Here is a 26,464-nt window from a genome sequence, read left to right on the forward strand (position 1 = left end):
CACGATCGCGGTCCCGGCGCGGCTCGCGAACAGCACGTGCTCGGGGCGGCGAGACCTGCCAAGACGCATGAGCCACGTCACAGATCGGACCTTCGGTGCGCTTCGGCCAAATACCCCCGGGGGTAGGACGTACGGCCCGGTAAACCGGCAAACCGGGCGCGCATGATCGTCATGTCACCCCGAAGGCCCACGCACCACTCTGGAGGACGACGATGAAGCGTCTGGTCATTCTCGGCGGCGGAACCGCCGGGACGATGGTCGCGGTGAAGCTTCGCCGCAAGCTCAAGAAGGAGAAGTGGCAGATCACGGTCGTCGACCAGGACCTGCAGCACCTCTACCAGCCGGGACTGCTCCTGCTCCCGTTCGGCGTCTACGAGCCGCACGAGCTGGTCAAGCCGCGCGACAGGTACCTGCCGCGCGGGGTCGACCTCGTGATGGGGGAGATCGACAAGGTCGACCCCGAGGCGCAGCGGGTGGACCTCGCGGACGGCCGCACCCTCGACTACGACTACCTCGTCATCGCCACGGGTACGACCCCCCGGCCGGACCAGACCCCCGGCATGGAGGAGGGCGAGTGGCGCAAGAGCATCCACGAGTTCTTCACCCTCGAGGGCGCGATCGCCCTGCGGGAGGCGCTGGCCGACTTCACGGGCGGCCGCCTGGTGGTCCACATCACCGAGATGCCCATCAAGTGCCCGGTCGCCCCGCTGGAGTTCACCTTCCTCGCCGACGCCTTCTTCGAGGAGAAGGGCATGCGCGACAAGGTCGAGATCGTCTACGCCACCCCCCTCGAGGGCGCGTTCACGAAGCCGGTCGCCTCCGCCCACCTCGGCACGATGTTCGAGGACCGCAACATCCACATGGAGCCCGACTTCTACATCGAGCACATCGACCCCGAGACGAAGACCATGGTCTCGATGGACGAGCGGGAGATCCCCTTCGACCTCCTCGTGACGATCCCGCTCAACATGGGCGCCGACTTCGTGGCGCGCTCCGGCCTGGGTGACGACCTCAACTACGTCCCGGTCGACAAGGGCACCCTGCTCTCGACGAAGTACCAGAACATCTTCGCCGTCGGCGACGCCAGCAACATCCCCGCCTCGAAGGCCGGCTCGGTAGCCCACTTCGCGGTGGACGGGTTCACCGAGAACTTCGTCGACCACGTCCACGGCCGGCCCATGACCGACCTCTTCGACGGTCACGCGAACTGCTTCATCGAGTCCGGCCACGGCAAGGGCCTGCTCATCGACTTCAACTACGACACCGAGCCGCTGACCGGCGTCTACCCCTACCCCAAGGTCGGGCCCCTCAGCCTGCTGAAGGAGACCCGAGCCAACCACTGGGGCAAGCTCGCGTTCCGCCACCTGTACTGGAACGTGCTCATGCGCGGTCTGCCCATGCCCGTCTCCACCCACATGTCGATGGCCGGCAAGGAGACCGCCGGCACGAACGTCTGAGAGGTACGACAACCATGCCCGTCATCGAGATCTCCGGTAAGCCCGTCCACGTCAACGACGAGGGCTTCCTCACCGAGTACGACGAGTGGGACGAGGACATCGCCCGCACGCTCGCCCAGCAGATCGGCATCGACATGACCGACCAGCACTGGAAGGTCGTCCACTTCCTGCGCGACGACTTCAAGGCCCAGGGCGAGACCGCCACGACCCGCCGGATCAACACCGTCGGCGGCATCCCGGTCAAGGAGCAGTTCGCCCTGTTCCCCAAGAAGCCGGGCCGCAAGATGTCCTACATCGCCGGGCTGCCCAAGCCGCACGGCTGCGTCTGAGAGAGGCACACCGCCATGACCACCACACCTGTCACCGCACCGGCGATCGTCCCGAACTTCGACGACGAGGAGACCGACCGGAAGCTTGCGATCATCTGCTCCAAGGGCAACCTCGACATGGCCTACCCGGGGCTCATCCTCGGCAACGCCGCCCTCGGTGAGGGCATCGAGACGCACTTCTTCTTCACCTTCTGGGGCTTCGACATGATCATGAAGTCCCGGATGAACGACCTGACGTTCTCCCCGGTCGCCAACACCGCCATGCACCTGCCCATCCGGGACATGAAGCTGCCGCAGGCCCTCGCGCCGGCGCCCGGCATCAGCCGCATGACGACGAAGATGATGAAGAAGCAGATGGACGACCTCGGCATCCCCACGGTGCCGGACTTCCTCGACCAGATCGTCGCCGCCGGGGGTCACCTCTGGGCGTGCCAGCTCTCGGCCGACATGAACAAGCTCGACGCCTCGGACTTCCGGGACGACATCGAGGGGATCATCACCGCCGCGGACTTCATCGAGATGACGGGCGGCGCCCAGCTGCTGTTCATCTGAGGACCCGGACCGGGCGGCCCAGCCGCCCGGTCCGACGCCGGCGGGCCTGCGGGCCTCACCGCCGCCGGCGCAGGGGCGGGGGTTCCCTCGTCGTCACCGGTGTGGGCCGGGGGTACGCCTTCAGGGGCGGCGACGACGACGGGGACCCCCGCTTCGTCGTGCCCGGCGGGGTGCGACGGGTCGGGGACGCCCGGGTTGGGAACGTCCGGGTCGGGGACGCCCGGGTTGGGAACGTCCGGGTCGGGGACGCCCGGGCCGGGACGGCGGGCCGAGTGGAGCCCTGCCTACGGCGGGACGTGGCTCAGCGGGCGAAGAACGGCCCGCGAGCGGGGTCCTCGCGGAACGCCAGGGTGCGCGCCAGTCGCTCGCGGGAGGTCGCGGTGACGTCGTCGGGAAGCGCCCCGAGCGGGAACCAGCCCACCTCGGTGGACTCGTCGTCGCCCACGCGAGCCTCGCCGTCGACGTAGCGGCACAGGAACGTCAGGTCCAGGTACTGCGACTCGTCCCCGTTGGGGTAGGTCACGCGATGGGTCGAGGACAGGTGGGCCAGCGCGACCACCTCGGCGACGACGCCGGTCTCCTCCTCCACCTCGCGCACGAGGCCCACGGCGGGCTCCTCGCCGGGCTCGAGGATGCCCGAGACGAGGGCCCACAGCCCGTTGTCGGCGCGACGGCCGAGCAGGAGCCGGTCGTCGTCGTCCAGGACGACGCCCGTCACCCCGGGCAGCCACAGGAGGTCGTGACCGATGTGGGAGCGGAGGTGGGCGACGAAGGGCGGGACGGGCACGGCACCGAGCCTAGTGGCCTCCACCCCCGGGCTCCCTGCGCGCGGAGGTCTCCTGGGGCAACCCTCCGCCGGGGAAGAGGAAGGGCCGCGGACCCACGCGTGCGCGGATCTGCGGCCCTTCCGTCTGTCGGGGTGGCGGGATTCGAACCCACGACCTCTTCGTCCCGAACGAAGCGCGCTACCAAGCTGCGCCACACCCCGGTGGAACCGGTTCAGGATAGCCGACCGGTGCCGTCGGCGTGAAACCGGCGCGGTGAGACCCACGCCACGTCCAGGTGTCAGCGCGGGAGGAGGGTGAGCAGGCTCGCCTCGGGCCGGCACGCGAAGCGGAACGGCGCGTACGGGCTGGTCCCCAGGCCCGCCGAGACGTGCAGCCAGGTCGACCCGGCACCGCCGGGCGCGTCCGGGCGCGGGCCCGGCCAGCCGTGCAGACCCGAGGCCCGGCCCCGTTCCAGGTCGGAGTTGGTCACCAGCGCCCCGTAGAACGGCACGCACAGCTGGCCGCCGTGGGTGTGCCCGGCGAGGACGAGGTCGCAGCCGTCACCGGCCATGGCGTCCAGCACCCGGGTGTACGGGGCGTGGGTGACGCCGAGGTGCAGGTCCGCCCCGGGGCCGGGCGCGGGGAACGCGTCGCGGTCCAGGTGCGGGTCGTCCACCCCGACGAAGGAGACCGTCCGGCCACCGAGCTCGAGCGTCACGCGGGTGTTGGTGAGGTCGCGCCACCCGGCGCGGCGGAAGGCGGCGGTCATCTCCCGCCACGGCAGCTCCTCGGGGTCCTCGTGCGCGGTGCGCGCGTCGGGCAGGAGGTAGCGGGCGGGGTTCTTCGGCCGGGGGGCGACGTAGTCGTTCGAGCCGAGCACGAAGACCCCCGGACGGTCCATGAGCGGGGCGTAGGCCTCGAGGAGGGGACCGAGGGCATCGTGGTGGGCGAGGTTGTCCCCGGTGGTGACGACGAGGTCCGGCTCGAGCCGGGCGAGGTCGTGCACCCAGGCGACCTTGTCGCGCTGGACCGGGGTCAGGTGCAGGTCCGACAGGTGCAGGACCCTCAGCGGCTGCTCACCCGGGGCCAGGACGGGCACGTCGTAGCGGCGCAGCGTGAACATCGACGTCTCCGCCCACGCCCACGCGAGTGCCCCGGCCGCCGCGGCGGCGGCGCCTCCCGCGACGGCGGCGAGGCGGTGGCCGACGGTGCTCAGCCGTCTCCCTCCCCGCGGTTGCCGCTGTTGCCCGGGTCCTCCGGGGGCTGGGCGGGCGGTTCCTCCGCCGGTGGCGGCTCCTCGGCCGGCGGGGGCTCGGGGGCCGGCGCCGGGGCGGGTGCGGGGGCCGGGCCCGCGCTCGGGACGATGACGACGCTGGAGCCGGGGCTCACCCGGGTTCCGGCGGCGGGGTTGGTCGCGGCGACCGCGCCCGCCTGCCAGTCGGAGAAGACCGCGCCGCCGACGACGGGCTGGAGCCCTGCCGCGGCCAGGATGGCCTGGGCGTCGGCGACGCTGCGGCCGACGACCTCCGGGACGCCGACCCGTTCGCCGAACAGGGCGGTCTCGCCCGCGGCGGGGAAGCCGACGTGCCCAGTACCGGCGAGCGCGCGGGCGGTGTAGGCCCCCCAGGTCCGGGCCGGGTAGGAACCGCCGAAGACGTACTGGTTGTACGTCCCGGCGATCACCGCGTCGAACATGGAGATGTTGCCCTCCTGGTGGCCCATCCACACCGCGGAGGCCAGCTGCGGGGCGTACCCGACGAACCACGCGGCCGAGTCGTCGTTCGCGGTCCCCGTCTTGCCGGCCACGGGGCGGCCGTCGGGCTGGACGGCGTTGCGGCCGGTCGAGCCACGCTCGTTCGTCACCACGCGCTGGAGGGCGTGGTTGACGCCGTTCACGATGTCCGGCTCGAGCGCCTGGCTGCAGGAGGCCTCCGGCGCGGGCATCTCGTTGCCCGCGCGGTCGGTCACCGAGGTGATCGCCACCGGTTCGCAGGAGACGCCGCCGGCCGCCAGGGTCGCGACCGCCTCGGCCATGCTCAGCGGGGTCACGTTGTTGGACCCGAGGACCGCCGAGGGGTTGGGCTGCAGCGGCTGGCCGTCGCCGCGCTCGACGCCCATGCGGGCGGCGTTGTCCAGCACGCCGCACAGGTCCATCTGGTTGGCCATCTCGACGAACGTGAGGTTGACCGACTGCCGGGTGGCCTCGAGCACGCTCATCCGGGGTCCGCCGACGCCCTCGAGGTTGTTCGGCTCGTAGTCGTCGGCGTAGGTGGGGTTGCACGAGATGTTCCACGACTCGCGCGGGTACATCCGCTTGTTGGAGACCACCTGGTCGTTGAGCGTGTGACCCGTCCGCAGCCACTCGATGAGCGTGAAGATCTTGAACGTCGAGCCGGACTGGAAGCCCACGCCGCCGCCCATCGAGCGTCCGACGTTGAGGTTGACCCTCGTCGCGGAGGGGTCCTCCTCCGTGGCCGAGCCGAAGTTCGTGTTCTGGGCCATCGCGAGGATCTTGCCCGTGCCGGGCTCCACCGAGGACAGCGCCATCTTGATGCCCGAGGCGTCGTTGATCGGCACCGACGCCGTGACGGACTCGAAGGCCGCCTGCTGCTTGCCCGGGTCGAGGGTCGTCTTGATGACGAGGCCGCCGCGGTAGAGCAGCTGGCGGCGCTCCTCCGCGCTGGCGCCCCAGGCGTCGTTCTGGAGCAGGTCCTTGACGACGTACTCGCAGAAGTAGGCGGCGTTCCCGGCCGCCGCGCACCCGTTGGGGGTGGCGGAGACGTTGAGCATCTCCTCGATCGGCAGCGCGACGGCGGCGTCGAACTCCTCCTGGGTGATGAAGCCCTGGTCACGCATCGTCGCCAGGACGGTGTCGCGTCGGATCTTGGCGCCCTCGGGGTTGCGTACGGGGTCGTGCCGCGCGGGGGACTGCGTGATGCCCGCGAGCATGGCCGACTCCGGGATCGTCAGCTCCGAGGCGTTCTTGGAGTAGTAGTAACGCGCGGCGGCCTGCACGCCGTACTGGGAGGGCCCGAACTGGGCGAGGTTGAGGTAGCCGGCGAGGATGTCGTCCTTGCTCACCTGCTGCTCGAGGCCGATGGCGAGGCGGGCCTCCTCGAGCTTGCGACCCAGCGTGGTCTCGGTCGCGGCGGCGATCGCCTCCGGGTCCTCGGCGACCTTGCCGGCCTCGATGAGGACGTTCTTGACGTACTGCTGGGTCAGGGTGGAGGCCCCCTCGAGCGGGCCGCCGGCGAGATTGTTCACCAGCGCGCGGAGCATTCCCTCGGGGTCGATGCCCTTGTGGTCGTAGAAACGGCGGTCCTCGATCGCGACGACGGCGTCGCGGACGTAGGGCGAGATCTCCTCGAGGGGCACCACGACACGGTTGTCGGCGTAGATGGTGGCCAGGACCGAGCCGTTGGCGTCGAGGATGACGCTCTGCTGCGACGGCTGGGGGATGGCGAGCTCGCTGGGGAGGTCGTCGAACAGGTCGGTGGTCGCCTGGCTCACCGAGCCCACCGCGCCGACGGCGGGCATGACGAGGGCCGCGGTGAGCAGGCCACCCGTGGCCGCGACGACGACGAAGGCGAGCAGCATGACCAACAGCTGCAGGGGACGGACGGCCCGGCCGGACGCGGAGGGGGTCGACGACATGCCTCCAGCGTACGTGGCGCCGGGCCCGGGGCGCCCCGGCAACGCTCCCGGGACGGCGTAAACACATCGTCGGCCGAAATTCAATCCCTCATCTGGGGGAGGAATTCAGGGCCGGATCCGGATAATTTACGGGCCAGAGGTCCCGGTTCGGTCACAGCCCTTCCGTGGGACTGTATCCAGGGATAACGTCAGGTCGAGACAAAATACCTGCCGCGGGTCGGCGGAGGGGGATTCTGTCCTTCGACGTAGGAGGTGCCATGAAGGTCGACGACGACCAGACCTGGGCGTCACGCGCGGCCTGCGCCGGCAGCGAGCCCGACGCGCTCTTCGTGCGCGGTGCCGCGCAGCGGGAGGTCCGAGAGCTGTGCTTCGCCTGCCCGGTGAGGATGGAGTGCCTCGCCGACGCGCTGAACTCCCAGACGACCTTCGGGGTCTGGGGCGGGCTCACCGAGCGTGAACGCCGGGCGCTGCTGCGCCGCTACCCCGAGGTCGCCGACTGGTCGAGCTGGCTCGAGCGCGAGGACGACGAGCTCATCGCCGAGCTGCGGGCGCAGCGGGCGCCTCGGATCATCGCCCGGATGCGCTCGCACACGGGCTGAGGAGGCACGTTTCGCCGTGGCTCCTAGGATGTCGGCATGACGACCTGGGAGTACGCGACGATCCCCCTGCTCATCCACAACACCAAGGCGATCCTCGACCAGTGGGGTGCGGACGGGTGGGAGCTCGTCCAGGTGGTGCCCGGCCCCGCCGGCTCCAACAACCTCGTGGCCTACCTCAAGCGCCCGGCGGGGGAGCGGTGAGCACCGGTGAGCGCCTCGCCGCCCTCGGCCTGACCCTGCCTCCCGTGGCCGCGCCCGTGGCGGCCTACGTCCCGGCCGTGCGCTACGGCGACCTCGTCCAGACCTCCGGCCAGCTCCCGCTCGTCGGCGGTGCGGTCACCGTCACCGGGAAGGTGGGCGCCGGCGTCTCCCCGGAGGAGGCGACGGCCGCGGCGCGCACGTGCGCGCTCAACGCCCTGGCCGCGGTCGCGGACCTCGTGGGCGACCTCGACGAGGTCGTGCGCGTCGTCAAGGTCACCGGCTTCGTCGCGTCCGACCCCTCGTTCACCGGTCAGCCGGGCGTCGTCAACGGCGCGTCGGAGCTCCTCGGCGAGGTCTTCGGGGACGCCGGGCGGCACGCCCGCTCCGCCGTCGGCGTGCCCGTGCTGCCCCTGGATGCCGCCGTCGAGGTCGAGCTGCTCGTCCAGGTCCGCTGACCCCTCGTGAGGTCCGCTGAGCCCTGGCGCTCAGCGGGCCCGGCGGCGCAGCCGGTCGACGTCGAGGAGCAGGACCGCGCGACCGTCCAGGCGGATCCACCCGCGCGAGACGAACTCCGCGAGCGACTTGTTGACCGTCTCGCGGGAAGCCCCGACGAGCTGGGCGAGCTCCTCCTGCGTGAGCTCGTGCGGCACGTAGAGGCCCTCGTCGGTGCGCTCGCCGAACCGGTCGGCCAGGTCCAGCAGCGCCTTGGCCACGCGTCCGGGCACGTCGGAGAAGACGAGGTCCGCGAGTGCGGTGTTGGTCCGGCGCAGCCGCTGGGCGAGGGCGCGGAGCATGTGCTTGGCCAGCTCGGGACGGGTGTCCAGGAAGGCCATGAGGTCCTTGTGCTGGAGCTCGAGCAGGTGCGTGGGGGCCACGGCCGTGGCCGTCGTCGAGCGCGGGCCCGGGTCGAAGAGGGTCAGCTCGCCCAGGATCTCGCCCGGGCCGAGGACGGCGAGCAGGTTCTCCCGGCCGTCGGGCGCGGTGTGGCCGAGCTTGACCTTGCCGTCGATGAGCACGTAGAGCCGGTCGCCCGGGTCGCCCTCGTTGAAGAGGATCTCGCCACGGCGCAGGGAGGTCTCGGTCATGACGGAGCGCAGCTCGGACTGGTCCTGCTCGGCGAGCGCCTCGAACAGGGGTACTGAGCCGATCACGTTCTCTTCCACGGTGGTCCCTTCCGGCGAGTCCGTGCGGCGTCGGCCGCGACGTGACCATCCTGCCACCGCAGGTCACGGCAGGCACGGACACCGGCCGACGGGCGCGCCGTAGGCTGCCCGCATGGATGCAGCGCCTGCCGTCCCGGCCCGCCGGGCCCGCCGTCCGCGCTCGCTGCGGGCGGCCCGCGCCCAGGCGCTCGAGGTCGACCGGCGGCTCACCCTCGCCTGGCCCGACGCGCACTGCGAGCTCGACTTCCGCACCCCGCTCGAGCTGCTCGTGGCCACGGTCCTCTCGGCGCAGACGACCGACAAGCGGGTCAACGCCGTCACGCCGGAGCTGTTCGCCCGCTACCCGGACGCCGGCTCGTACGCTGGCGCCGACCGCGCCGAGCTCGAGGACCTCCTGCGCCCGCTCGGCTTCTTCCGGGCAAAGGCGCAGTCGCTCATGGGCCTGGGTGCGGCGCTGGTGGCCGACCACGACGGCGTCGTCCCCGGCACGCTCGCCGAGCTCGTGCGGCTGCCGGGGGTGGGTCGCAAGACCGCGAACGTGGTCCTCGGCAACGCGTTCGGCGTGCCGGGCATCACGGTCGACACCCACGTCGGCCGGCTCGCGCGACGGCTGGGCTGGACGGAGGAGAAGGACCCCGTCAAGGTGGAGAGCCGCATGGCCGAGCTGCTTCCCGCGGAGGTCTGGACGATGGCCTGCCACCGGCTGATCTTCCACGGACGGCGCGTGTGCCACTCGCGGCGGCCGGCGTGCGGGGCGTGCGTGCTGGCCGACCTGTGCCCGTCCTACGGCGAGGGGGAGACCGACCCGGAACGGGCGCAGGCGCTGGTGAGCCGGGGCTGACGGGGCGCTCAGCGCCCCACGGGCGCGTGCTCCGTGAGGAAGGCCAGCAGCAGGTCGCTGACGGCGTCCGAGGCCTCCTCGGGCAGGAAGTGCCCGGCGTCGTCGAGGACCTCCTGGCGCAGGGGCGCGCGGACGAGGTCCGCGTCCCGACCGAACGCGCGAGCGCCCATGAGGGGGTCCTGGCGGCCGCGGACGGTGAGGACCGGCACCCGGACCGGCGCGGCGAGCGCCGCGAGGTAGCGCCGGCCGTCGGCACGCGGCGTGGAGCGCGCCAGCCAGCGGAAGTGCTCCATCGCGCTGTGCGCGGCGAACGGCAGGCCCATCGCCTCGGTGTACAGCGCAGCCTGCGAGGTGGCGCCGTCGTTGCCCGGCGCGGACCACCGGCGCAGGAGCCGGGCCACGAGGTCCCCCTCGCGCAGGGCCCGCTCGGGGAACCACGGCACCTGGAACGCGGCCATCGTGCCGAGCGCACCCCACGGCAGGGCGGTGCCCGGGCGGTGGAGGGGCACCGGGTGGGGGTTGGCGAGGGTGACGACGGCGCGGGTCAGGTCCGGGGCCAGGGTGGGCATCGACCAGGCGACGGTGCCCCCGAACCCGTGACCGACGACGACCGCGCCCGCCGCGCCCAGGGAGCGGATGACCCCGGCGACGTCGCGCGCCAGGACGGCGGTCTCGTGCCGGCGCGGGGGTTTGTCGGAGCCGGCGAAGCCGCGCAGGTCCATGGCCGCGACCCGGTACCCGGCGTCGGCGAGCACGGGGATCTGGTGGCGCCACGCCCACCAGAACTGTGGGAACGCGTGCAGGAGGACCACGACGGGGTGTCCCTCGCCGGTGGGCCCGGCGAGCGCGACGTGGAACTGGGCGCCGTTCGCGGCGACGTTGCGGTGCTCCCACGGCCCGGGGACGAGGACGCAGCTCGAGTCGGCAACCACGTCCGGTCACGCTACCTGGTGCCCGGCCCCGCCCGTGCCTGTCACGGGGGCGCGGCGGGCGCCGTGTGCCCTCCCTCACACGAGGGCGACGAGCCCGACGTAGACACCTGTCCCGGCGACGATGCTCAGCAGGGCGTTGCGGCGCCACAGGTGAAGGCCGGCCGTCACGGCCACGGCCACGAGCTCGGGCAGCCCGTGCGGGGCGGCGGTGAGGTCCACCTCGGACAGCGTGTAGACGACGAGGACCGCCATCACCCCCAGCGGCATGGTGCGACCGAGGTAGCCGACGGCGCGCGAGCCGCCCATGCGCCGCAGGAGCAGGAACGGTGCCAGCCGGAGGGCGTAGGTGACCGCGAAGATCACCAGGAGGGTCAGGAGGATTCGCTCAGGTGTCATGGCCGCCGCCCAGGGCGAACCGTGCGAGCAGGACCAGGACGAAGGCGGTGAGGGCGATGACGAGCATGCTCCCCGGCGCCACCACGAGCGCGAGAGCGGCGCAGGCGAGCGCGACCACCAGCGTGGGGACGTCGGGGGAGGCGCGGAAGGCGTCGATCGTCAGGACGACGAAGAGCGCGGTGAGCGCGAAGCCCATGCCCTCCACCTGGAGCCCGAGCCGCGACCCGAGCAGCGCCCCGGTCGTCGAGCCGGCGACCCAGTAGGCGTGGCAGAGGATCTCGGTGGCCAGCACGCGCGTGCCGGTCAGCTGGGCGTGCGGGCGGGTGGCGAGGAGGGCGTAGGCCTCGTCGGTCAGCGCGTGGACGCCGTAGAGGCGGCCGGCGGTGGAGCGGATCTCGAGCAGCGGGAAGCTCAGGCCGTAGAAGACGTGCCGGAAGTTGACGAAGAACGTCGTCAGCGCCACCTGGGCCAGGCCGACCCCGCCGGTGACGAGGGAGATGGCGAGGAACTCCATGGAGCCGGCGTAGATGAGCACGGAGAAGACCGGCGCCCACCACCAGGCCAGGCCGCTGCCGACCAGGAGGATCCCGAACGCCGCGCCGAGCGGGAGGTACCCCATCCCGACGGCGGCCGTGTCCCGGACCGCCGCCGTGACCTCGCGCCGCTGCGCGGACGCGGCGGGGACGTCGGGCTCGGGCACGGGCCCAGGGTACGAGCGTGCGCCGGACGGCCGGGCCGGCGTCCGGGGGGAGGGGGTCGGCCGTGGTGGTGCGGCGCCGTCGGGGAGGGCCGGCCGTGGTGGTGCGGCGCCGTCGGGGAGGGCCGGCCGTGGTGGTGCGGCGCCGTCGGGGAGGGCCGGCCGTGGTGGTGCGGCGCCGTCGGGGAGGGCCGGCCGTGGGAGGCGCCGTCAGGAAAGGCCGGCCCGGTGGCACGCTCTCCGCGCCCGGTGCCCCGGCACAGATGCCGAAGGTTCCGTCAGGACTGGCCTGACGGAACCTTCGGCGTGCTGCGACCCGGCCGGTCAGCGGCTCAGCGGTGCATCCCCTGGCTGATCCGGCTCATCACGGTCGAGTCCGCCAACGTCGTGACGTCACCGGCCTCGCGCCCCTCGGCGATGTCGCGCAGGAGGCGGCGCATGATCTTCCCGGACCGGGTCTTCGGCAGCTCGGCGACGACGAGGATGGACCGGGGCTTGGCGATCGGGCCGATCTCCTTGGCCACGTGCGCGCGCAGCTCCGCGACGACGTCGGACCCCTCGCCCGCCTCGTCGGCCTTCTCGACGTGCTCGGCGCGCAGGATGACGAAGGCGACGACCGCCTGCCCGGTGGTGTCGTCGTTGGCCCCGACGACGGCGGCCTCGGCCACGTACGGGTGGGAGACGAGCGCGGACTCGATCTCCGTCGTCGACAGGCGGTGGCCGGAGACGTTCATGACGTCGTCGACGCGGCCGAGGAGCCAGACGTCGCCGTCCTCGTCCTTCTTGGCGCCGTCGCCGGCGAAGTACATGCCCTCGAAGCGGGACCAGTACGTCTCCCTGAACCGCTCGGGGTCGCCCCAGATGCCCCGCAGCATCGCCGGCCAGGGCGCGGTGAGCACGAGGTACCCACCACCGCCGTCCGGCACGGGCCTGGCCTGCTCGTCCAGGACGTCGGCGGCGATGCCCGGCAGCGGACGCTGCGCGGACCCCGGCTTGGCCGCGGTGACCCCCGGCAGCGGGGAGATCATCATGGCGCCGGTCTCGGTCTGCCACCAGGTGTCCACGATCGGGGTCCGGTCGCCACCGATCACCCGGCGGTACCACATCCACGCCTCGGGGTTGATCGACTCACCCACCGAGCCCATGAGCCGCAGGGAGCTCAGGTCGAACCCGGCGGGGATGTCCTCGCCCCACTTCATCGCCGTGCGGATCGCGGTGGGGGCGGTGTAGAGGACGGAGACCTTGTACTTCTCCACGATCTCCCACCACCGGCCCTTGTGCGGGGTGTCCGGGGTGCCCTCGTAGATCACCTGGGTCGCACCGTTGAGCAGGGGCCCGTAGGTGACGTAGGAGTGGCCGGTGACCCAGCCGACGTCGGCGGTGCACCAGTACACGTCCGTCTCGGGCTTGATGTCGAAGACGTTGCGGAACGTGAAGGCCACCTGGGTGAGGTAGCCGCCCGTGGTGTGCAGGATCCCCTTGGGCTTCCCCGTCGTCCCGGAGGTGTAGAGGATGAACAGGGGGTGCTCGGCGTCGACCTCGGCCGGGGTGTGCTCCGGGCTCGCGGCGGCCAGGGCGTCCTCCCAGCTGACGTCGCGCCCCTCGGTCCAGTCCACGTCCTGACCCGTGCGGTGCACGACGAGGACGTGCTCGACCGGCGTGCCCTTGGCCAGGGCCTCGTCGACGGCGGGTTTGAGCGCGCTCGCCTTCCCCCGGCGGTAGCCGCCGTCGGCGGTGATGACGACGCGGGCGTCGGCGTCGTTGATGCGGCTGTTCAGCGCCTCGGCGGAGAACCCGCCGAAGATCACCGAGTGCGGGGCGCCGATCCGCGCGCAGGCGAGCATGGCGACGACCGCCTCGGGGATCATCGGCAGGTAGATCGCCACGCGGTCGCCCTTGCGGACCCCGAGGGCCTCCAGCGCGCCGGCGGCCCGGGAGACCTGCTCCTGGAGGTCGGCGTAGGTCAGGGCGCGGGTGTCGCCGGGCTCGCCCTCGAAGTGGATCGCGACCCGGTCGCCCAGCCCCGCCTCGACGTGGCGGTCGACGGCGTTGTACGCGGCGTTGAGCCGGCCGTCGCCGAACCAGCGGGCGACCGGTGCGCCGGAGAAGTCCAGGACCTCGGTGAAGTCCTTCGACCAGGTCAGCAGCTCACGGGCCTGCTCCGCCCAGAAGCCCTCGCGGTCGGCGTCGGCGCGCTCGTACATCTCGGCGGTCGCGTTCGCCTGGGCCGCGAACTCGGCCGAGGGCGGGAACGAGCGGTGCTCGTGGAGGAGGTTCTCCAGGCCGCCCTGCGTCTGGGCGGTGTCGGGCTGGGACATCGGCGTCCTCTCGTTGGCGACGGCCACGACTGTGCCGTGGCTCACATTCCTGTCGACATCAAGATATCCGACTCTGGCGGATTGACCAGCCCCTGCCCGGGGCGGTCACCGGGGCGTGCGCAGCCGCTCCTCGCGCCGACCCAGCCGGCGCGCCCCGTGGGAGACGACGCCGACCACGAGCAGTCCCAGCCCGTACAGCGCGAGCCGGCCGGTCGAGACGTCGTTGTCGAGGTGGAACGCGGCGTTGTCCCCGAGGCTGCCCAGGGCGCCCAGGGTTCCCGAGAGCGTGTCGAGGAAGGTCGTGGCCTGGGCCGGCAGGGCGACGGCGACCAGGGCGAGGACCAGGACGACGGCGCCGACGGTGGTCGCGCCGAGCGAGGACCAGCGCGCGGCGAGCAGCAGCGCCGCCGTGACGACGAGGCCCGCCGCGAGCTCGACGAGGGCCGCGGGGTTGGTGATCTCGCCGGCCTGCCACTGGTTGTCGGCGCCGAGGGTGAGCCGGGCGCCGGCGTCGGTGACGAGGTACCAGGCCACCGGTGCGAGGACGAGGGTCAGCAGCAGGGCCCACCCGTGTGCCGCCGCACGCGAGCGCGGCCGCGTCTCGGTGGCGCCGTCGAGGAGCGGGTCACGGCCGACGGTGCGCTCCCGCGGCTCGGGCTGACGCGCCGCCGGTGCCGCGTCGCGACGCCCGGTGGGCGCGACGGGCGAGGCTGCGCCGTCGCCGCGCAGGCCGAGGAAGCCCTGACGCCGCGTCGCGGTCGTCTCGGTGTCCTCCCGGCGAGTCGACGGCTCGGCCGGGGTGCGGACGCCGTGGTCGTCGGCCGGCGGGTGGACGCGGGTGGTGTCGTCGGCGGGCCGGTGGACGCGGGTGGTGTCGTCGGCGGGCCGGTGGACGCGGGTGGTGTCGTCGGCGGGGCGGCCGTCGGGCTCCGGGTGCTGGTCGGTGCTGCTCACTGCGCCTCCTGGGTCTCTGGTGCCAACCTAGCCACCGGGCGCCGGGCGGCACGTCGAGCCGCGCCGGGGCACGTCGAGCCGCCGTCCGGAGGGCGGACCGCGCACTAGCCTGACCGGGTGAGCAGCGACGTCGTCCCCGCCCTCGAGCGGCTCGCGCTGCTAGACGGTGTGCCCGAGGCCGCGGCCCGAGCCCGGGAGGCCGCCGCGGACCTGCGCTGGCACGAGGGGCTGCGGCGTCGCTGGCGCGAGGCGAGGGCGGAGGCAGCGGTGCGCTCCGCCGTCGCCGGGGCCTCTCTCGACGGTGCCCGCGCTCCGGCGTCCTGGCTACGTGGCCGGGTGGCGGCCGGCGACGTCGACCCCGCCGCCGCGCGGGCCGAGGAGGCCGCCGTGCTCGCCGCCTGGCGTGCCCAGGTCCACGCCGGCGCGCTCTTCGGCGACCTGGGCGGACGCGCCCCGCGCGCCCCCGGTGCCGAGGTGATGGCCGGGCTGCACCGGGACCTCACCGCGCACCTGGTCGCGGCCGGTGCCCTGGTAGCCGGTGACGTCGGCCGGCCGCGGACCACCGGCCGGGCCCGCGACGCCCCGGGCGGGGACGAGCCGGTCGGCGTCGAGCTCGAGGCGCGCACCGCCCTCATCGTCGCCGTGCTCGACGCCGAGGCGGCGCCTGGTCTGGTGCGCGCCGCCGTCGTCCACGCCGAGGTCGCCACGGCCCGGCCCTTCGTGACGGCCAACGGCCAGCTCGCGCGGGTCCTGGCCCGCCTCGTCCTCGTGCGCAGCGGTCTCGACCCCACCGGCGTCGCCCTGCCCGACGAGACGCACGCGGGCGACGCGCTCGCCTACCGGCGGGCGCTCGCCGCCTACGCGACGGGCACCGCCGAGGGGGTGGCCACCTGGCTGGTGCACCAGGCCGAGGCGGTGACCGCCGGCGCCCGGGCCGGTGCCGGGCTGGCGACGGGTGTCCTCGCCGGCCGACCGGCGTAGTCCGGCCGCCACGCCGAGGCGCGCCGGTCACCCGTCGGGCCACGCCGAGGCGCGAGGTCACCCGTCGGCACATGGCCCGCGGGGGGACCGCCGCTCACCTCAGGCGGACCGCGGCCGCGTCGCCCAGAACCAGCCGCCCACGGCCGTCGCCACGCCGGCCAGGGCGAGGAGGACGCGGACCGGCGGCGGGCGCAGCGGCACCGGCCGCCGGAAGTGGCGCACCTGCCAGCCCCGCTCGCGGGCGATGCGCAGCAGCGCACGGTCCGGGTTGACCGCCACCGGGTGGCCCACGACCTCGAGCATGGGCAGGTCGGTGATCGAGTCGCTGTACGCCCACGACCGCGCGAGGTCGTACCCGTGGCGCTGCGCGAGGGCGGCCATCTCGGCGGCCTTGGCGGGGCCGTAGACGTAGTGCTCCGTCCGCCCCGTGAAGCGGCCGTCGGCCACCGCCATCGTCGTCGCGATGACGTGGTCGGCACCGATCATCGCCGCGATCGGCTCGACGATCTCGCGGGCCGACGCCGAGACGACGACCACGTCCTCGCCCGCGTCCTGGTGCGCGCCGACCAGGTCGAGAGCCTCGAGGTAGACCAGCGGCCGGACGGCCGTGCCCACCGCGGCCGCGACGGCGTCCCGGAACCGCGCGACCTCCCACCCGTTGACCGTGCGGGAGAGCTCCTGCCGGATCCGGTCGCTGCGGCGGTGGTCCGCGGCCACGAAGGCATAGCCCAGCTGCGCCCCGGCCGAGCGCAGGACGTCGCCGCGGCGCAAAAGGCCCGCGGCGAGGAGGGGCCGGGCGAGCGCGAGGGAGGACGACGTCGCGAGGACCGTCTTGTCGAGGTCGAAGAACGCCGCGGCGCGCCGGTCGGTGCCCATGCCACCTCCTCCCTGACCAGGCTATCCGCGCGGGCACGCCCGTGGTGCGCCACCGCGAGAGTCCCCGGCGGCGCTCCGGGGTGGGACCGCGTCCCCAGGCGGCCCGGGACCGTCGCCGTCCACAGGGTCGGGGCGGGCGACGGCGCACCCGGGGCACGGTGACGGCCTGGACAGGAGGTGGCCGATGGGGTCGTCGGGGAAGCTGCAGGTGGTGCTGCGCACGGGGGACGAGGCGGTCGCCGCCCAGGTCGGCCGGCTCACCGACCTCGCGGGGGTGGGCCTGCTCGTCGTCCCGCCGGACCGGGTGCTGCCGGCGGCCGCGGTGGTGCTGGACCACGAGCGCGCCGACCTGCCGGCGCTCAGGGTGCACGTCGACCCCGGCCGGGTGGGGCTCGTGCCCGGGTCGCCCGGGGAGATCCCCGCCGTCGTCGAGCTGCCCGGCGACACCCCCGTCCTGCTCGACCTCGTCGTCGCGGCCGGCACGCCGCACCGCGCCCGGACGGTGGGGGTGGTGGCCGCCCACGGCGGGGCAGGGGCCTCCGTGCTCGCCGCCGCCCTCGCCAGGGCGGCCGTCGACGACGGCGCGGCGACCGCGCTGGTCGACCTCGACCCGGCCGGCGGCGGCCTCGACGTCCTCCTCGGGCTCGAGCACGACCCCGGCCGGCGGTGGGCCGACCTGCGGGCCGAGCGGGGCGCGCTGCTGCCCGAGCGGCTGGCCCTCGCCCTGCCGTCCTGGCACCTCGTCCGGGTGCTCTCGGGAGACCAGCGCGGTGGGGTCGACCCGGCCGACCTCGTGGCCCGCTCCGCCGTGCGCGCGCTGGGCCAGGGGCACGACCTCGTCGTCCTGGACCTGCCGCGCCAGGTGCTCGCCGGCGGCGAGGCGGCCCGGACGTGGCTCGGCTGGTGCGGCGACGTCGTCCTCGTCGCCGGCGGTGGTGTCCGCGGCGCTGCCGCGGCCCGGGCGGGCGCCGCCGCGCTCGGGGCGAGCGGCTCCCGTGGACACCTCGTGGTCCGCGCCGGCGCGGTCGAGAGCGAGGAGGTGGCCGACCACGCCGGGCTCGGCCGGGCCGTGCGGCTGCGTGAGCAGCGGGGCCTGGCGGCGGGTGTCGAGCGCGGGCTCGCCCCCGGCGACCAGCGCCGCGGGCCGCTGCGCGCCGCGGCGTCTTCCGTGCTGCGCGACCTCGGACCGTGGCCGTGAGCCAGCCCGGCGGGGCGGCCGTCGTCGCGCGGGTGCGGGCCGCGGTGGCTGGAGGAACCCCGCTGGCCGGTGCGCTCGCGGAGGGGGCCGCCCGCACGGTGGGGGTCCGCGGGCTGCTCGACCTCGACGCGGACGTCCGCGCCCACCTGCGCGGCGCAGGACCGCTCCAGCACCTCCTGGACGACCCACGCGTGACCGACGTCCTCGTCAACGGTGCCGGTGGGGTCTGGCTCGACCGCGGCGACGGGCTCGAGCGGGTGGACGTGGGAGACCCCGCCCTCGCCGATCCCGCCGCCGTCCGGGCGCTGGCCGCCCGGCTCGCCGCGGCCAGCGGCCAGCGGCTCGACGACGCGAGCCCGGTCGTCGACGGCACCCTGCCCGACGGCACCCGCCTGCACGCCGTGCTGCCCCCGCTCTCGGCCGACGGCACCCTCATCTCGCTGCGCACCCACCGCGCGCGCGTCTTCAGCCTGACCGAGCTCACGTCGTCGGGGACCGTGCCGGCGGACGTCGAGCCCGTGCTGCGCGCCCTCGTGGACCGGCGGGCCAACGTCCTGGTCTCCGGCGCCACCGGGTCGGGCAAGACCACCCTGCTCGCCGCCCTGCTCGGCCTCGTGCCCGGTCGCGAGCGCATCGTGTGCATCGAGGAGTCCGCCGAGCTGCGGCCCGACCACCCGCACGTCGTCCACCTGCAGGTCCGCCGGGCCAACGTCCAGCGCGTCGGCGAGGTGCCTCTCAGCGAGCTCGTCCGGGCGGCGATGCGGATGCGCCCCGACCGCCTCGTGCTGGGCGAGTGCCGCGGGGCGGAGGTGCGGGACGTCCTGGGCGCCCTCAACACCGGCCACGACGGCGGCTTCGCCACGGTCCACGCGAACGCCTCGGCGGACGTCCCGGCCCGGCTCGTGGCGCTCGGCGCCCTCGCCGGGATGGCCGAGCCCACCGTCGCGGCCCAGGCCGCCAGCGCTCTCGACGCCGTCGTCCACCTACGGCGCGATCCGGCCGGCCGGCGCCGGGTCGCCGAGGTGGCGGTCCTGGGCCGCGTGGGCGCCGAGCTGCGCTGCGAGGTCGCCCTCGCCGCCACGGCGGACGGGGTGCGGCCCGGGCCGGGCTGGGGGCGTCTGCAGGAGCGGCTGGGAGCCGGGCGCCCGCCCTCGCCCGGCCGCCACGCCGCAGGAGGCACCCCGTGACGGCGGCGCTCGCAGCCGGCGCGCTGGCCGCCCTCGCCCTGGTGCTCGTCAGCCCTCCGCGCAGACGGGCGCGCCGCTCCGTCCGCCCACGCACCCCGCCCGCGTGGCCGCGCCGACGGCACCGGACCGACCTCGACCTGGGCGTGGTGGCGACCGAGGTCGCCACCCGGCTGCACGCGGGGGCCGGTGTGGAGGAGGCCTGGTCCCGTACCCTGGCCCGCGCGGGCCTGACCACGGGCGACGGCGGTGGACCCGCGGTCAGCGGCGTACCGCTCGCGCTCGCCCGGCTCGCCGGCTCCGGGCACCGGCTGGGCCCGGGCGCCGAGGCCGCCCTCCCGGCGACCGTGGCCGCCTGCCGGCTCACCCACGAGATCGGGGCCCCGCTGGCGCAGGTGCTCGAGCGGACCGCGCACGGCCTCACCGAGGCCGGCCAGGCCCGTGCCGCGCGGGCCGTCGCGCTCGCCGGCCCCCGGGCCAGCGCACGGCTCCTCGGCGTGCTGCCCGCCGCCGGGGTCCTCATGGGCGCCGCCGTCGGGGCCGACCCCGTCGCCTTCCTCCTCGACGGTGGCGCGGGGACGGCCTGCCTGCTCGCCGGCGCCGGGCTCATGGTGGCCGGGCACCGCTGGGTCGCGGCCCTCGAACGCTCCGCCCGCCACGCCGGTGACTGACGTGGTCGTCCTCGTCCTCGCTCTCGTCGCCGCCTCGCCCTGGGTCCTCCGCCGCCGGCGGCCCGGGCACCGGCGCCCGGCCCGGGCCCGGCGCGGTGCCGGCGCCGTCGACGTCGCCGTCCTGCTGGACCTGGCTGACGCGGCCCTCGAGGCCGGTGCGTCGGTCCCGGGCACGCTCGAGGCGCTGGGCCGTGCCCTCGGGGGCGAGGTGGCCGGGTCGCACGGCACCGTCCTGCGGCGAGCGGGCGGCGCGCTGCGGCTCGGCGCACCGTGGGACGAGGCCTGGGCCGGCGTCCCGCCCGCGCTCGTCCCGCTGGCGGACGCCCTCGAGCCCGCCTGGGTCGAGGGGTCGGCACCGGGCCCGCTGCTGCGGCGCGCCGCCGCGGCCGTCCGCGCGGGACGGCACCGCCGCGCCCAGGTGGCGGCCGCCCGCATGGCGGTGCGGCTCGTCCTGCCGCTGGGGCTGTGCTTCCTGCCGGCGTTCGTCCTCCTCGGCGTGGTCCCGGTGGTGGCCGCCGCCGGCGGCGGCCTCCTCGGCGGCTGACCCCGTCCGCTCCACAGCCCGGCCGGGGGCACCTGCCTCCACAGCGCCGCTGCGTGCGCCCGGTCCGCCGGGGCGGCCGGCGCGACGCTCGTCGTGTCGGCCGGCACCAGCCGGCCGTCCGGGCCCCCGCCGGGGCGGAGGGAAGGAGATCGACCATGCGAGCAGTGCGACGGCGTTGGGGAGGGGTGCGGGCATCGATGGTGCGTCGTGCCCGGACGCTGCGGCGTGAGGCGGGGATGGCGACGGCGGAGTACGCCATCGGCACGGTGGCGGCGGCGTCCATCGCCAGCGTCCTGCTGTGGATCCTCAAGAGCGACTGGGTCCGCGAGCTCGTCGCGGACCTCATCCGCAAGGCGCTCGGCCTGGGATGAGACGGCCATGTCGACCGGTGCCGGACGGGGGCCCCCGTCCGGCACCGGGCGCCGGCGCCCAGGCCGGCATGGTCACCGCCGAGCTGGCCCTGGTGCTGCCGGCGGTGGTGATGGTGCTCCTCCTGCTGCTCACGGCCGGGTCCGCGGCCCTGACCCAGGTGCGCGTGGCCGACGCCGCCCGGGCCGGTGCCCGTGCCGCCGCTCTCGGCGAGCCCGCCGCGGTGGTCGCTCGGGTCGCGGAGGACCTCGCGGGCGACCGGGCCCGGGTGCTCGTCGCCCGGGACGGCGCCTACGTCCTCGTGGAGGTCACCAGCGACCTTCCCGGCGTGATGGGCCTGACCGACCTGCGGGCACGGGCGCAGGCGCGGGCGCTGCCGGAGCCGGGCACGTGAGGCCCGGTGCCGGCCCGCCCGGGACCCGCTCGCACCGCCGTCCGGGCGACCGGGGCGCGGGCTCGGTGCTCGGACTGTCGCTCGTCGCGGTCGTCCTCGTCCTGGCCGTGGGCGTCACCGCCCTGGCCGGGGCGGTGCACGCCCGGGGCGTCGCCCAGACGGCGGCGGACCTCGGGGCGCTCGCCGCCGCCGAGGTCCTCCACGGCCGGGGTGGACAGACCGACCCGTGCGGGGCGGCGGCGCGCGTGGTGCGCGCCAACGGCGCCGACCCGGCTGGGTGCGTGGTGCGCGGGGACGTGGTCGAGGTCGTCGCACGGGTCGCCGTGCCGGTGGGTCCCGCCGCGCGGGCCACCGCCCGGGCCGGACCGGCGTGATCGGGGTGCTGCGTCGCGTCTCCGGTCGCCGGGATCACGCCTCCGGCGGCCGGCGGGCGCACCTCCGACGGCGCGCGTGAGCGCCCCTCGGTCCCCGGGCGCGGTCCGTCAGGCGGGCCCGGGCGGGGCGCTGCGCAGCAGCAGCCGGAGCAGCCGGGTCGCCCCGCGCTTGTCGAGGGGCGAGTTGCCGTTCCCGCACTTGGGCGACTGCACGCAGCTCGGGCACCCGTCCAGGCACCCGCACGCCGTGATCGCGCCGAGCGTCGCCTCGACCCACTCCCGGGCGGCGCGGTAGCCGCGCTCGGCGAACCCGGCCCCGCCGGGGTAGCCGTCGTGGACGAACACCGTCGGCTGCCCGGTCTGGGCGTGCACGGCGGTCGACAGGCCGCCGATGTCCCACCGGTCGCACGTCGCCAGCAGCGGGAGGAGGCCGATCGAGGCGTGCTCCGCGGCGTGGAGGGCGCCGGGCAGGCTCTCCTTGCCGACCCCGGCCGCCTCGCAGGCCTCGGCGCTGAGCGTCCACCACACCGCGGTCGTGGGCAGGACCCGTTCGGGCATGTCGAGGGCGTAGGAGCCGATGATGTCCATCCCCGGCAGCCGGCGCCGGTCGTACCCGGTCACCTGGCCCGTCACCTCCACGTCCCCGAACGACCACCGCACCGGCGCGCCCGCCGGGTCGTCCCAGGTGACGTGGTCGCGCTCGGCGACGATCCGGACGGTCGAGCTCGACCGCGCCCGCGTGCGGTAGGCCAGCTCCTGGTCGGCGTGGACGAGGGCGACGTCGTCCTCGAGCTGGTCGACGACGAACGTGCGGCCCTGGTGCACGTACACCGCACCGGGGTGGACCGTGCTGTCGGCGCGTGCGCCGTCGACCGTGCCCAGCACCGCGCCCGTGCCGGTCTCGACCACCTGGACCGGCTGGGACGACCCGCCGCGCAGGTCGGTGAGGTCCTGCGCCCGCTCGGGTCGTGCGAAGTTCCAGAACCAGCCCGTGGGGCGACGACGGAGCAGGTCGCGCCGGACGAGCTCGTCGAGCAGCGCGGTGCCGGCGAGACCGAAGGTCGGCAGGTCCGCGGTGGTCAGCGGCAGCTCCGACGCCGCGGCGCACAGGTGCGGGGCGAGCACGTACGGGTTGGCGGGGTCGAACGTCGTGGCCTCGACCCCCGTGCCGAAGATGGCCTCGGGGTGGTGGACGAGGAAGGTGTCCAGCGGGTCCTCGCTGGCCACGAGCACGGCCACACCGTCCGCGCCCGCCCGTCCCGCCCGCCCGGCCTGCTGCCACATCGAGACCCGGGTCCCCGGCCAGCCGGCCATGAGGACCGCGTCGAGGCCGGCGACGTCGACGCCCAGCTCGAGGGCATTGGTGGTGGCCAGGGCCAGCAGCTCGCCGCTGCGCAGGGCCCGCTCCAGCTCGCGGCGCTCCTCCGGCAGGTACCCCCCGCGGTAGGCCGCCACCCGCGCGGCCAGGGCGGGGTCGACCTCGCGCAGGTGCCGCCGGGTCTGCTCGGCGATCACCTCCGCGCCGTACCGGGAGCGGACGAAGACCAGGGTGCGTGCGCCGGCGGACACGAGGTCGGCCAGCAGGGAGGCCGCCTCGGCCCCGGCGGAGCGGCGCGGGCCGTCCAGGCTGGGGTCGTCCAGGCTCGGGTCGCCCGCGCCGTCCCCGGCGGGGTCCGGGGCCGTCGCCGCCCAGGCCTCGGCCAGGGCCGGCTGCCACAGGGCCACCGACCGGCGGCCGGTCGGCGCGGTGTCCTCGGTGACCGCGACGATGTCGGCCGGGTCGGCGCCGACCAGCCGGGCCGCGGTCAGGGCCGGCTCGGCGGTCGTGGCCGAGGCCATGAGGACCGTGGGGACCGAGCCGTAGTGCGCGGCCAGGCGGAGCAGCCGACGCAGGACCAGGGCGACGTGCGCGCCGAGGACCCCCCGGTAGGCGTGCGCCTCGTCCACGACGACGTAGCGCAGCCCGCGCAGCAGCCGCTGCCACCGCCGGTGCCCCGGCAGCATCGAGAAGTGGAGGAAGTCGGGGTTGGTCAGGACGACGTCGGCGTGGTCACGCGCCCAGTCCCGCTCCGTCAGCGGGGTGTCGCCGTCGCACGTCGCCACCCGCACCCCGCGCAGCGCTGCGGCGTCGAGGAGCCGCTGGAGGCCGGCCAGCTGGTCGGCCGCGAGCGCCTTGGTCGGGGAGAGGTACAGGGTCGACGGGCGCCGGGTGTAGGAGCCGATGCTCCCGGCGGCGGGGCCGGCGAGCTCGGCGGCCCCGGCCCGCACCGCCGACAGCGCGGGGAGCCAGGCCGCCAGGGACTTGCCCGAGCCGGTGCCGGTGGCGATGACGGTGTGCCGGCCCGCCCACGCGGCCTCGGCGGCCCGGACCTGGTGGACCCACGGCCGGTCGACCCCGAGCCGGCGGTAGCCGGCGACCACGTCCGGGTCGGCCCAGCCCGGCCAGTCCGCCGCCCGGCCCGGTCGGCCCGGCAGCTCCTCGAGGTGGACGAGCCGGCCGTCGCGCCGGCCCGCCGAGCGCAGGAGCGCGAGGACGTCGGGGCGGGGCACCGCTCCAGTGTGCCTCCCCGCCGGGATTCACGACGCGTCGGTCCCTGATCTGTTCGTCGCCCCCGCGGGGCACCGGTAGGCTCCGCGTCATCCATCCGCCCGGTGACACCGACGTCCCGGATGTGTGCTGCCAAGGAGGCCCGATGATCGAGCTCGGCCAGGGAAGCCTGACCATCGTCGCGGTGATCGGGGCGATCGCCGTCGCCGCGCTCGCCTTCGCGGTGGTGCTGCGCCGACAGGTGCTCGCCACCGACGAGGGGACACCGGCGATGAAGGAGATCGCGGGAGCCATCCAGGAGGGTGCCAAGGCCTACCTCACCCGGCAGTTCCGCACCCTCGCGATCTTCGCCGTCATCGTCTTCGGGCTGCTGTTCCTCCTGCCGGCGGAGCCGGAGATCAAGCTCGGCCGGGCCATCGCGTTCCTCTTCGGGGCCGGCTTCTCCGCCGCCATCGGCTACCTCGGCATGTCGCTCGCGGTCAAGGCGAACGTCCGGGTCGCCGCCGCCGCGACCCGGCCCGGCGGGCGCTCGGAGGGGGCGCGCATCGCCTTCCGGACCGGTGGCGTCGTCGGCATGGCGGTGGTCGGGCTGGGGCTGCTCGGGGCCGCCGGCGTGGTGCTGGTCTACCGGGGCGAGGCCCCGGCGGTCCTCGAGGGCTTCGGCTTCGGCGCCGCGCTGCTGGCGATGTTCATGCGCGTGGGCGGCGGCATCTTCACCAAGGCCGCCGACGTCGGCGCCGACCTCGTCGGCAAGGTCGAGCAGGGCATCCCCGAGGACGACCCCCGCAACGCCGCCACCATCGCCGACAACGTCGGTGACAACGTCGGCGACTGCGCCGGCATGGCCGCCGACCTCTTCGAGTCCTACGCCGTGATGCTCGTGGCCTCGCTGATCCTCGGCAAGGCCGCGATGGGCGAGCAGGGCCTCGTCCTGCCGCTGATCATCACCGCCATCGGCGCCCTCGTCGCCGTGCTGGGGGTCCTCACCACCCGGGTGCGAGGGGAGGAGTCGGGCCTGCGGGCCATCTACCGCGGCTTCTACGTCGCCGCGGTCGTCGGGGTGCTCCTCGCCGCGCTCGCCACGTTCGTCTACCTCCCGGGCACCTTCGCCGACGTCCCGGGGATCAGCGAGGCCCTCGCCGGCCAGCCCGGCGACCCGCGGCTGATCGTCAGCGCCGCGGTCCTGCTGGGCATCGTCCTGGCCGGGGTGATCCTGTGGCTCACCGGCTACTACACCGGCACCACCTCGCGGCCGACCCTCCACGTCGCGCGGACCTCGCGCACCGGCGCCGCCACGGTGGTCCTCTCCGGCATCGGCGTGGGCCTGGAGTCGGCGGTCTTCACCGCCGGCATCATCGCCGCCGCCATCTGTGGGGCGTTCCTCCTCGCCGGCGGGTCGCTCTCGCTGGCCCTGTTCCTCGTCGCGCTCGCGGGCTGCGGCCTGCTCACCACCGTGGGCGTCATCGTCGCCATGGACACCTTCGGCCCGGTCTCGGACAACGCCCAGGGCATCGCCGAGATGTCCGGCGACGTCGATGCCGCCGGCGCGCAGGTCCTCACCGACCTCGACGCGGTCGGCAACACCACCAAGGCCATCACCAAGGGCATCGCCATCGCCACGGCGGTCCTCGCCGCGACCGCCCTGTTCGGCTCCTACCGCGAGGCCGTCGACGTCGCGATGGGCGAGATCGCCGAGGCCGGCACGCAGGTGGCCGGCGGGATCGTCGGGGCGATGGTCGCCTACGACATCACCTCGCCCATCACCCTCGTCGGCGTCATCCTCGGCGGCGCGACCGTCTTCCTGTTCTCCGGCCTGGCGATCGACGCCGTCACCCGCGCCGCGGGGGCCATCGTCTTCGAGGTCCGGCGCCAGTTCCGGGAGATGCCCGGCATCATGACCGGCGAGACCCGCCCCGAGTACGGCAAGGTCGTCGACATCTGCACCAGGGACTCCCTCCGCGAGCTCGCCACCCCCGGGCTCCTGGCGGCCTCGGCGCCCATCGCCGTCGGCTTCGGCCTCGGCGTCGGCCCGCTCGCCGGGTTCCTCGCGGGCGCGATTGGCACCGGCGTGCTCATGGCGGTCTTCCTCGCCAACTCCGGCGGTGCGTGGGACAACGCCAAGAAGCTCGTCGAGGACGGCCTGCACGGCGGCAAGGGCTCCGAGGCCCACGCCGCGACCGTCATCGGCGACACCGTGGGCGACCCGTTCAAGGACACCGCGGGCCCGGCGATCAACCCGCTCATCAAGGTCATGAACCTCGTGTCGGTGCTCATCGCACCGGCGGTGGTGCAGATGTCCGTCCCGGCGGACACCAACCACGCCCTGCGCATCGGCCTGGCGCTCGTCGCGGCGGCCGTGGCCCTGGGGGCGGTGCTCGCCTCGCGGCTGCGGGCGGTGCGCTCCGAGCGCGACGACGAGCGGGACGACTCCCGGACGGCCGCCGGCGTCCTCTGACGGGGGCCCA

Annotated in this window: 27 protein-coding genes and 1 tRNA gene; 16 read left to right on the top strand and 12 right to left on the bottom strand. The window is 75.0% G+C overall.

The genetic code is table 11. The features are described from left to right. Window positions 1–212: 212 nt before the first annotated feature. Genes AAEM63_RS01990 through AAEM63_RS02000 form a run of 3 tightly spaced genes read left to right on the top strand, consistent with a single transcriptional unit; the run spans window position 213 to window position 2,338 of the window. On the top strand, window positions 213–1,457 hold the full coding sequence (locus AAEM63_RS01990) for an FAD/NAD(P)-binding oxidoreductase (protein WP_341360054.1): 1,245 nt from the start codon (window positions 213–215) through the stop codon (window positions 1,455–1,457). A 14-nt stretch (window positions 1,458–1,471) separates the two neighbouring features. Next, the gene (locus AAEM63_RS01995; RefSeq protein ID WP_123916486.1) at window positions 1,472–1,786 is read left to right on the top strand and encodes a TusE/DsrC/DsvC family sulfur relay protein; all 315 of its coding nucleotides are present in this window, start codon (window positions 1,472–1,474) and stop codon (window positions 1,784–1,786) included. Window positions 1,787–1,801: 15 nt separating this feature from the next. Continuing rightward, window positions 1,802–2,338 (top strand): DsrE/DsrF/DrsH-like family protein, encoded by a 537-nt coding sequence (locus AAEM63_RS02000; protein WP_123916487.1) that lies wholly within the window; start codon window positions 1,802–1,804, stop codon window positions 2,336–2,338. Between the two features lie 301 nt (window positions 2,339–2,639). Here the strand turns inward: AAEM63_RS02000 and AAEM63_RS02005 are convergent, their stop codons facing one another. The 4 genes from AAEM63_RS02005 to AAEM63_RS02020 form a co-directional block, all read right to left on the bottom strand. Continuing rightward, window positions 2,640–3,125 (bottom strand): NUDIX domain-containing protein, encoded by a 486-nt coding sequence (locus AAEM63_RS02005; RefSeq protein WP_123916489.1) that lies wholly within the window; start codon window positions 3,123–3,125, stop codon window positions 2,640–2,642. A gap of 127 nt (window positions 3,126–3,252) precedes the next feature. Next, window positions 3,253–3,326, bottom strand: a tRNA-Pro gene (locus AAEM63_RS02010). 77 nt (window positions 3,327–3,403) lie between these two features. Beyond that, the gene (locus AAEM63_RS02015) at window positions 3,404–4,228 is read right to left on the bottom strand and encodes a metallophosphoesterase (protein WP_341360055.1); all 825 of its coding nucleotides are present in this window, start codon (window positions 4,226–4,228) and stop codon (window positions 3,404–3,406) included. A gap of 89 nt (window positions 4,229–4,317) precedes the next feature. Next, window positions 4,318–6,759 (bottom strand): penicillin-binding protein, encoded by a 2,442-nt coding sequence (locus AAEM63_RS02020; RefSeq protein ID WP_341360056.1) that lies wholly within the window; start codon window positions 6,757–6,759, stop codon window positions 4,318–4,320. Window positions 6,760–7,016: 257 nt separating this feature from the next. Between AAEM63_RS02020 and AAEM63_RS02025 the strand changes: the two genes are divergently transcribed. The 3 genes from AAEM63_RS02025 to AAEM63_RS02035 are packed head-to-tail and all read left to right on the top strand — an operon-like array spanning window position 7,017 to window position 8,014. Beyond that, complete coding sequence (locus tag AAEM63_RS02025; protein ID WP_123916509.1) at window positions 7,017–7,358, top strand: WhiB family transcriptional regulator; 342 nt, start codon at window positions 7,017–7,019, stop codon at window positions 7,356–7,358. Window positions 7,359–7,394: 36 nt separating this feature from the next. Continuing rightward, entirely contained in the window at window positions 7,395–7,559 is a 165-nt protein-coding gene (locus AAEM63_RS02030; protein ID WP_123916511.1) for a DUF4177 domain-containing protein, read from the top strand. Continuing rightward, window positions 7,556–8,014, top strand: coding sequence for a RidA family protein (locus AAEM63_RS02035; protein ID WP_123916513.1), 459 nt, complete (start codon window positions 7,556–7,558; stop codon window positions 8,012–8,014). The genes AAEM63_RS02030 and AAEM63_RS02035 overlap by 4 nt, the downstream gene beginning before the upstream one ends. A 30-nt stretch (window positions 8,015–8,044) precedes the next feature. Here the strand turns inward: AAEM63_RS02035 and AAEM63_RS02040 are convergent, their stop codons facing one another. Then, window positions 8,045–8,692: a Crp/Fnr family transcriptional regulator gene (locus tag AAEM63_RS02040; protein ID WP_246006263.1), complete on the bottom strand. Its 648-nt coding sequence runs from the start codon at window positions 8,690–8,692 to the stop codon at window positions 8,045–8,047. 142 nt (window positions 8,693–8,834) lie between these two features. Here AAEM63_RS02040 and nth point away from each other — a divergent pair, with 142 nt between their 5' ends. Continuing rightward, entirely contained in the window at window positions 8,835–9,563 is a 729-nt protein-coding gene (gene nth, locus AAEM63_RS02045; RefSeq protein ID WP_123916514.1) for an endonuclease III, read from the top strand. Between the two features lie 8 nt (window positions 9,564–9,571). On the opposite strand, the gene AAEM63_RS02050 is transcribed toward nth, so the two are convergent. From AAEM63_RS02050 to AAEM63_RS02070, 5 genes are all read right to left on the bottom strand, one after another. Continuing rightward, the gene (locus tag AAEM63_RS02050; protein WP_123916515.1) at window positions 9,572–10,495 is read right to left on the bottom strand and encodes an alpha/beta hydrolase; all 924 of its coding nucleotides are present in this window, start codon (window positions 10,493–10,495) and stop codon (window positions 9,572–9,574) included. A 75-nt stretch (window positions 10,496–10,570) separates the two neighbouring features. After that, window positions 10,571–10,891 carry an AzlD domain-containing protein gene (locus AAEM63_RS02055; RefSeq protein WP_123916516.1) on the bottom strand — a complete coding sequence of 107 codons (321 nt, stop codon included), beginning with the start codon at window positions 10,889–10,891 and terminating at the stop codon, window positions 10,571–10,573. Beyond that, window positions 10,881–11,591, bottom strand: coding sequence for an AzlC family ABC transporter permease (locus tag AAEM63_RS02060; RefSeq protein ID WP_341360057.1), 711 nt, complete (start codon window positions 11,589–11,591; stop codon window positions 10,881–10,883). Before AAEM63_RS02060 ends, AAEM63_RS02055 begins: the two co-directional genes overlap by 11 nt. 329 nt (window positions 11,592–11,920) lie before the next feature. Then, window positions 11,921–13,906, bottom strand: a complete 1,986-nt coding sequence (gene acs / locus AAEM63_RS02065; protein ID WP_341360058.1) for an acetate--CoA ligase — start codon at window positions 13,904–13,906, stop codon at window positions 11,921–11,923. A gap of 105 nt (window positions 13,907–14,011) precedes the next feature. Continuing rightward, on the bottom strand, window positions 14,012–14,860 hold the full coding sequence (locus tag AAEM63_RS02070) for a hypothetical protein (protein WP_341360059.1): 849 nt from the start codon (window positions 14,858–14,860) through the stop codon (window positions 14,012–14,014). Window positions 14,861–14,977: 117 nt separating this feature from the next. On the opposite strand from AAEM63_RS02070, the gene AAEM63_RS02075 reads away from it, so the two are divergent. Then, the gene (locus tag AAEM63_RS02075) at window positions 14,978–15,841 is read left to right on the top strand and encodes a Fic family protein (protein WP_341360060.1); all 864 of its coding nucleotides are present in this window, start codon (window positions 14,978–14,980) and stop codon (window positions 15,839–15,841) included. 99 nt (window positions 15,842–15,940) lie between these two features. Here AAEM63_RS02075 and AAEM63_RS02080 read toward each other — a convergent pair whose 3' ends face one another. Further along, window positions 15,941–16,717: an HAD-IB family hydrolase gene (locus AAEM63_RS02080; RefSeq protein WP_341360061.1), complete on the bottom strand. Its 777-nt coding sequence runs from the start codon at window positions 16,715–16,717 to the stop codon at window positions 15,941–15,943. Between the two features lie 184 nt (window positions 16,718–16,901). Between AAEM63_RS02080 and ssd the strand changes: the two genes are divergently transcribed. From ssd to AAEM63_RS02115, 7 genes are all read left to right on the top strand, one after another. Further along, window positions 16,902–17,915, top strand: a complete 1,014-nt coding sequence (gene ssd / locus AAEM63_RS02085) for a septum site-determining protein Ssd (protein WP_341360062.1) — start codon at window positions 16,902–16,904, stop codon at window positions 17,913–17,915. After that, a complete protein-coding gene (locus tag AAEM63_RS02090) occupies window positions 17,912–19,102 on the top strand; it encodes a TadA family conjugal transfer-associated ATPase (protein ID WP_341360063.1) in 1,191 nt (396 codons plus the stop codon). The genes ssd and AAEM63_RS02090 overlap by 4 nt, the downstream gene beginning before the upstream one ends. Further along, a complete protein-coding gene (locus AAEM63_RS02095) occupies window positions 19,099–19,770 on the top strand; it encodes a hypothetical protein (protein WP_341360064.1) in 672 nt (223 codons plus the stop codon). The genes AAEM63_RS02090 and AAEM63_RS02095 overlap by 4 nt, the downstream gene beginning before the upstream one ends. After that, a complete protein-coding gene (locus AAEM63_RS02100; RefSeq protein WP_341360065.1) occupies window positions 19,763–20,314 on the top strand; it encodes a type II secretion system F family protein in 552 nt (183 codons plus the stop codon). Before AAEM63_RS02095 ends, AAEM63_RS02100 begins: the two co-directional genes overlap by 8 nt. 155 nt (window positions 20,315–20,469) lie before the next feature. After that, on the top strand, window positions 20,470–20,685 hold the full coding sequence (locus AAEM63_RS02105; protein ID WP_341360066.1) for a DUF4244 domain-containing protein: 216 nt from the start codon (window positions 20,470–20,472) through the stop codon (window positions 20,683–20,685). A gap of 17 nt (window positions 20,686–20,702) precedes the next feature. Next, window positions 20,703–21,077, top strand: coding sequence for a TadE family type IV pilus minor pilin (locus AAEM63_RS02110; RefSeq protein ID WP_341360067.1), 375 nt, complete (start codon window positions 20,703–20,705; stop codon window positions 21,075–21,077). Beyond that, window positions 21,074–21,451: an Rv3654c family TadE-like protein gene (locus tag AAEM63_RS02115; protein WP_341360068.1), complete on the top strand. Its 378-nt coding sequence runs from the start codon at window positions 21,074–21,076 to the stop codon at window positions 21,449–21,451. The genes AAEM63_RS02110 and AAEM63_RS02115 overlap by 4 nt, the downstream gene beginning before the upstream one ends. A gap of 108 nt (window positions 21,452–21,559) precedes the next feature. Here the strand turns inward: AAEM63_RS02115 and AAEM63_RS02120 are convergent, their stop codons facing one another. Continuing rightward, a complete protein-coding gene (locus tag AAEM63_RS02120) occupies window positions 21,560–24,001 on the bottom strand; it encodes a DEAD/DEAH box helicase (RefSeq protein ID WP_341360069.1) in 2,442 nt (813 codons plus the stop codon). A gap of 143 nt (window positions 24,002–24,144) precedes the next feature. Between AAEM63_RS02120 and AAEM63_RS02125 the strand changes: the two genes are divergently transcribed. Continuing rightward, window positions 24,145–26,454 carry a sodium-translocating pyrophosphatase gene (locus tag AAEM63_RS02125; RefSeq protein WP_341360070.1) on the top strand — a complete coding sequence of 770 codons (2,310 nt, stop codon included), beginning with the start codon at window positions 24,145–24,147 and terminating at the stop codon, window positions 26,452–26,454. The last annotated feature ends 10 nt before the right edge of the window (window positions 26,455–26,464 follow it).

The organism is Georgenia sp. M64, from assembly GCF_038049925.1.
Lineage (GTDB): Bacteria > Actinomycetota > Actinomycetes > Actinomycetales > Actinomycetaceae > Georgenia.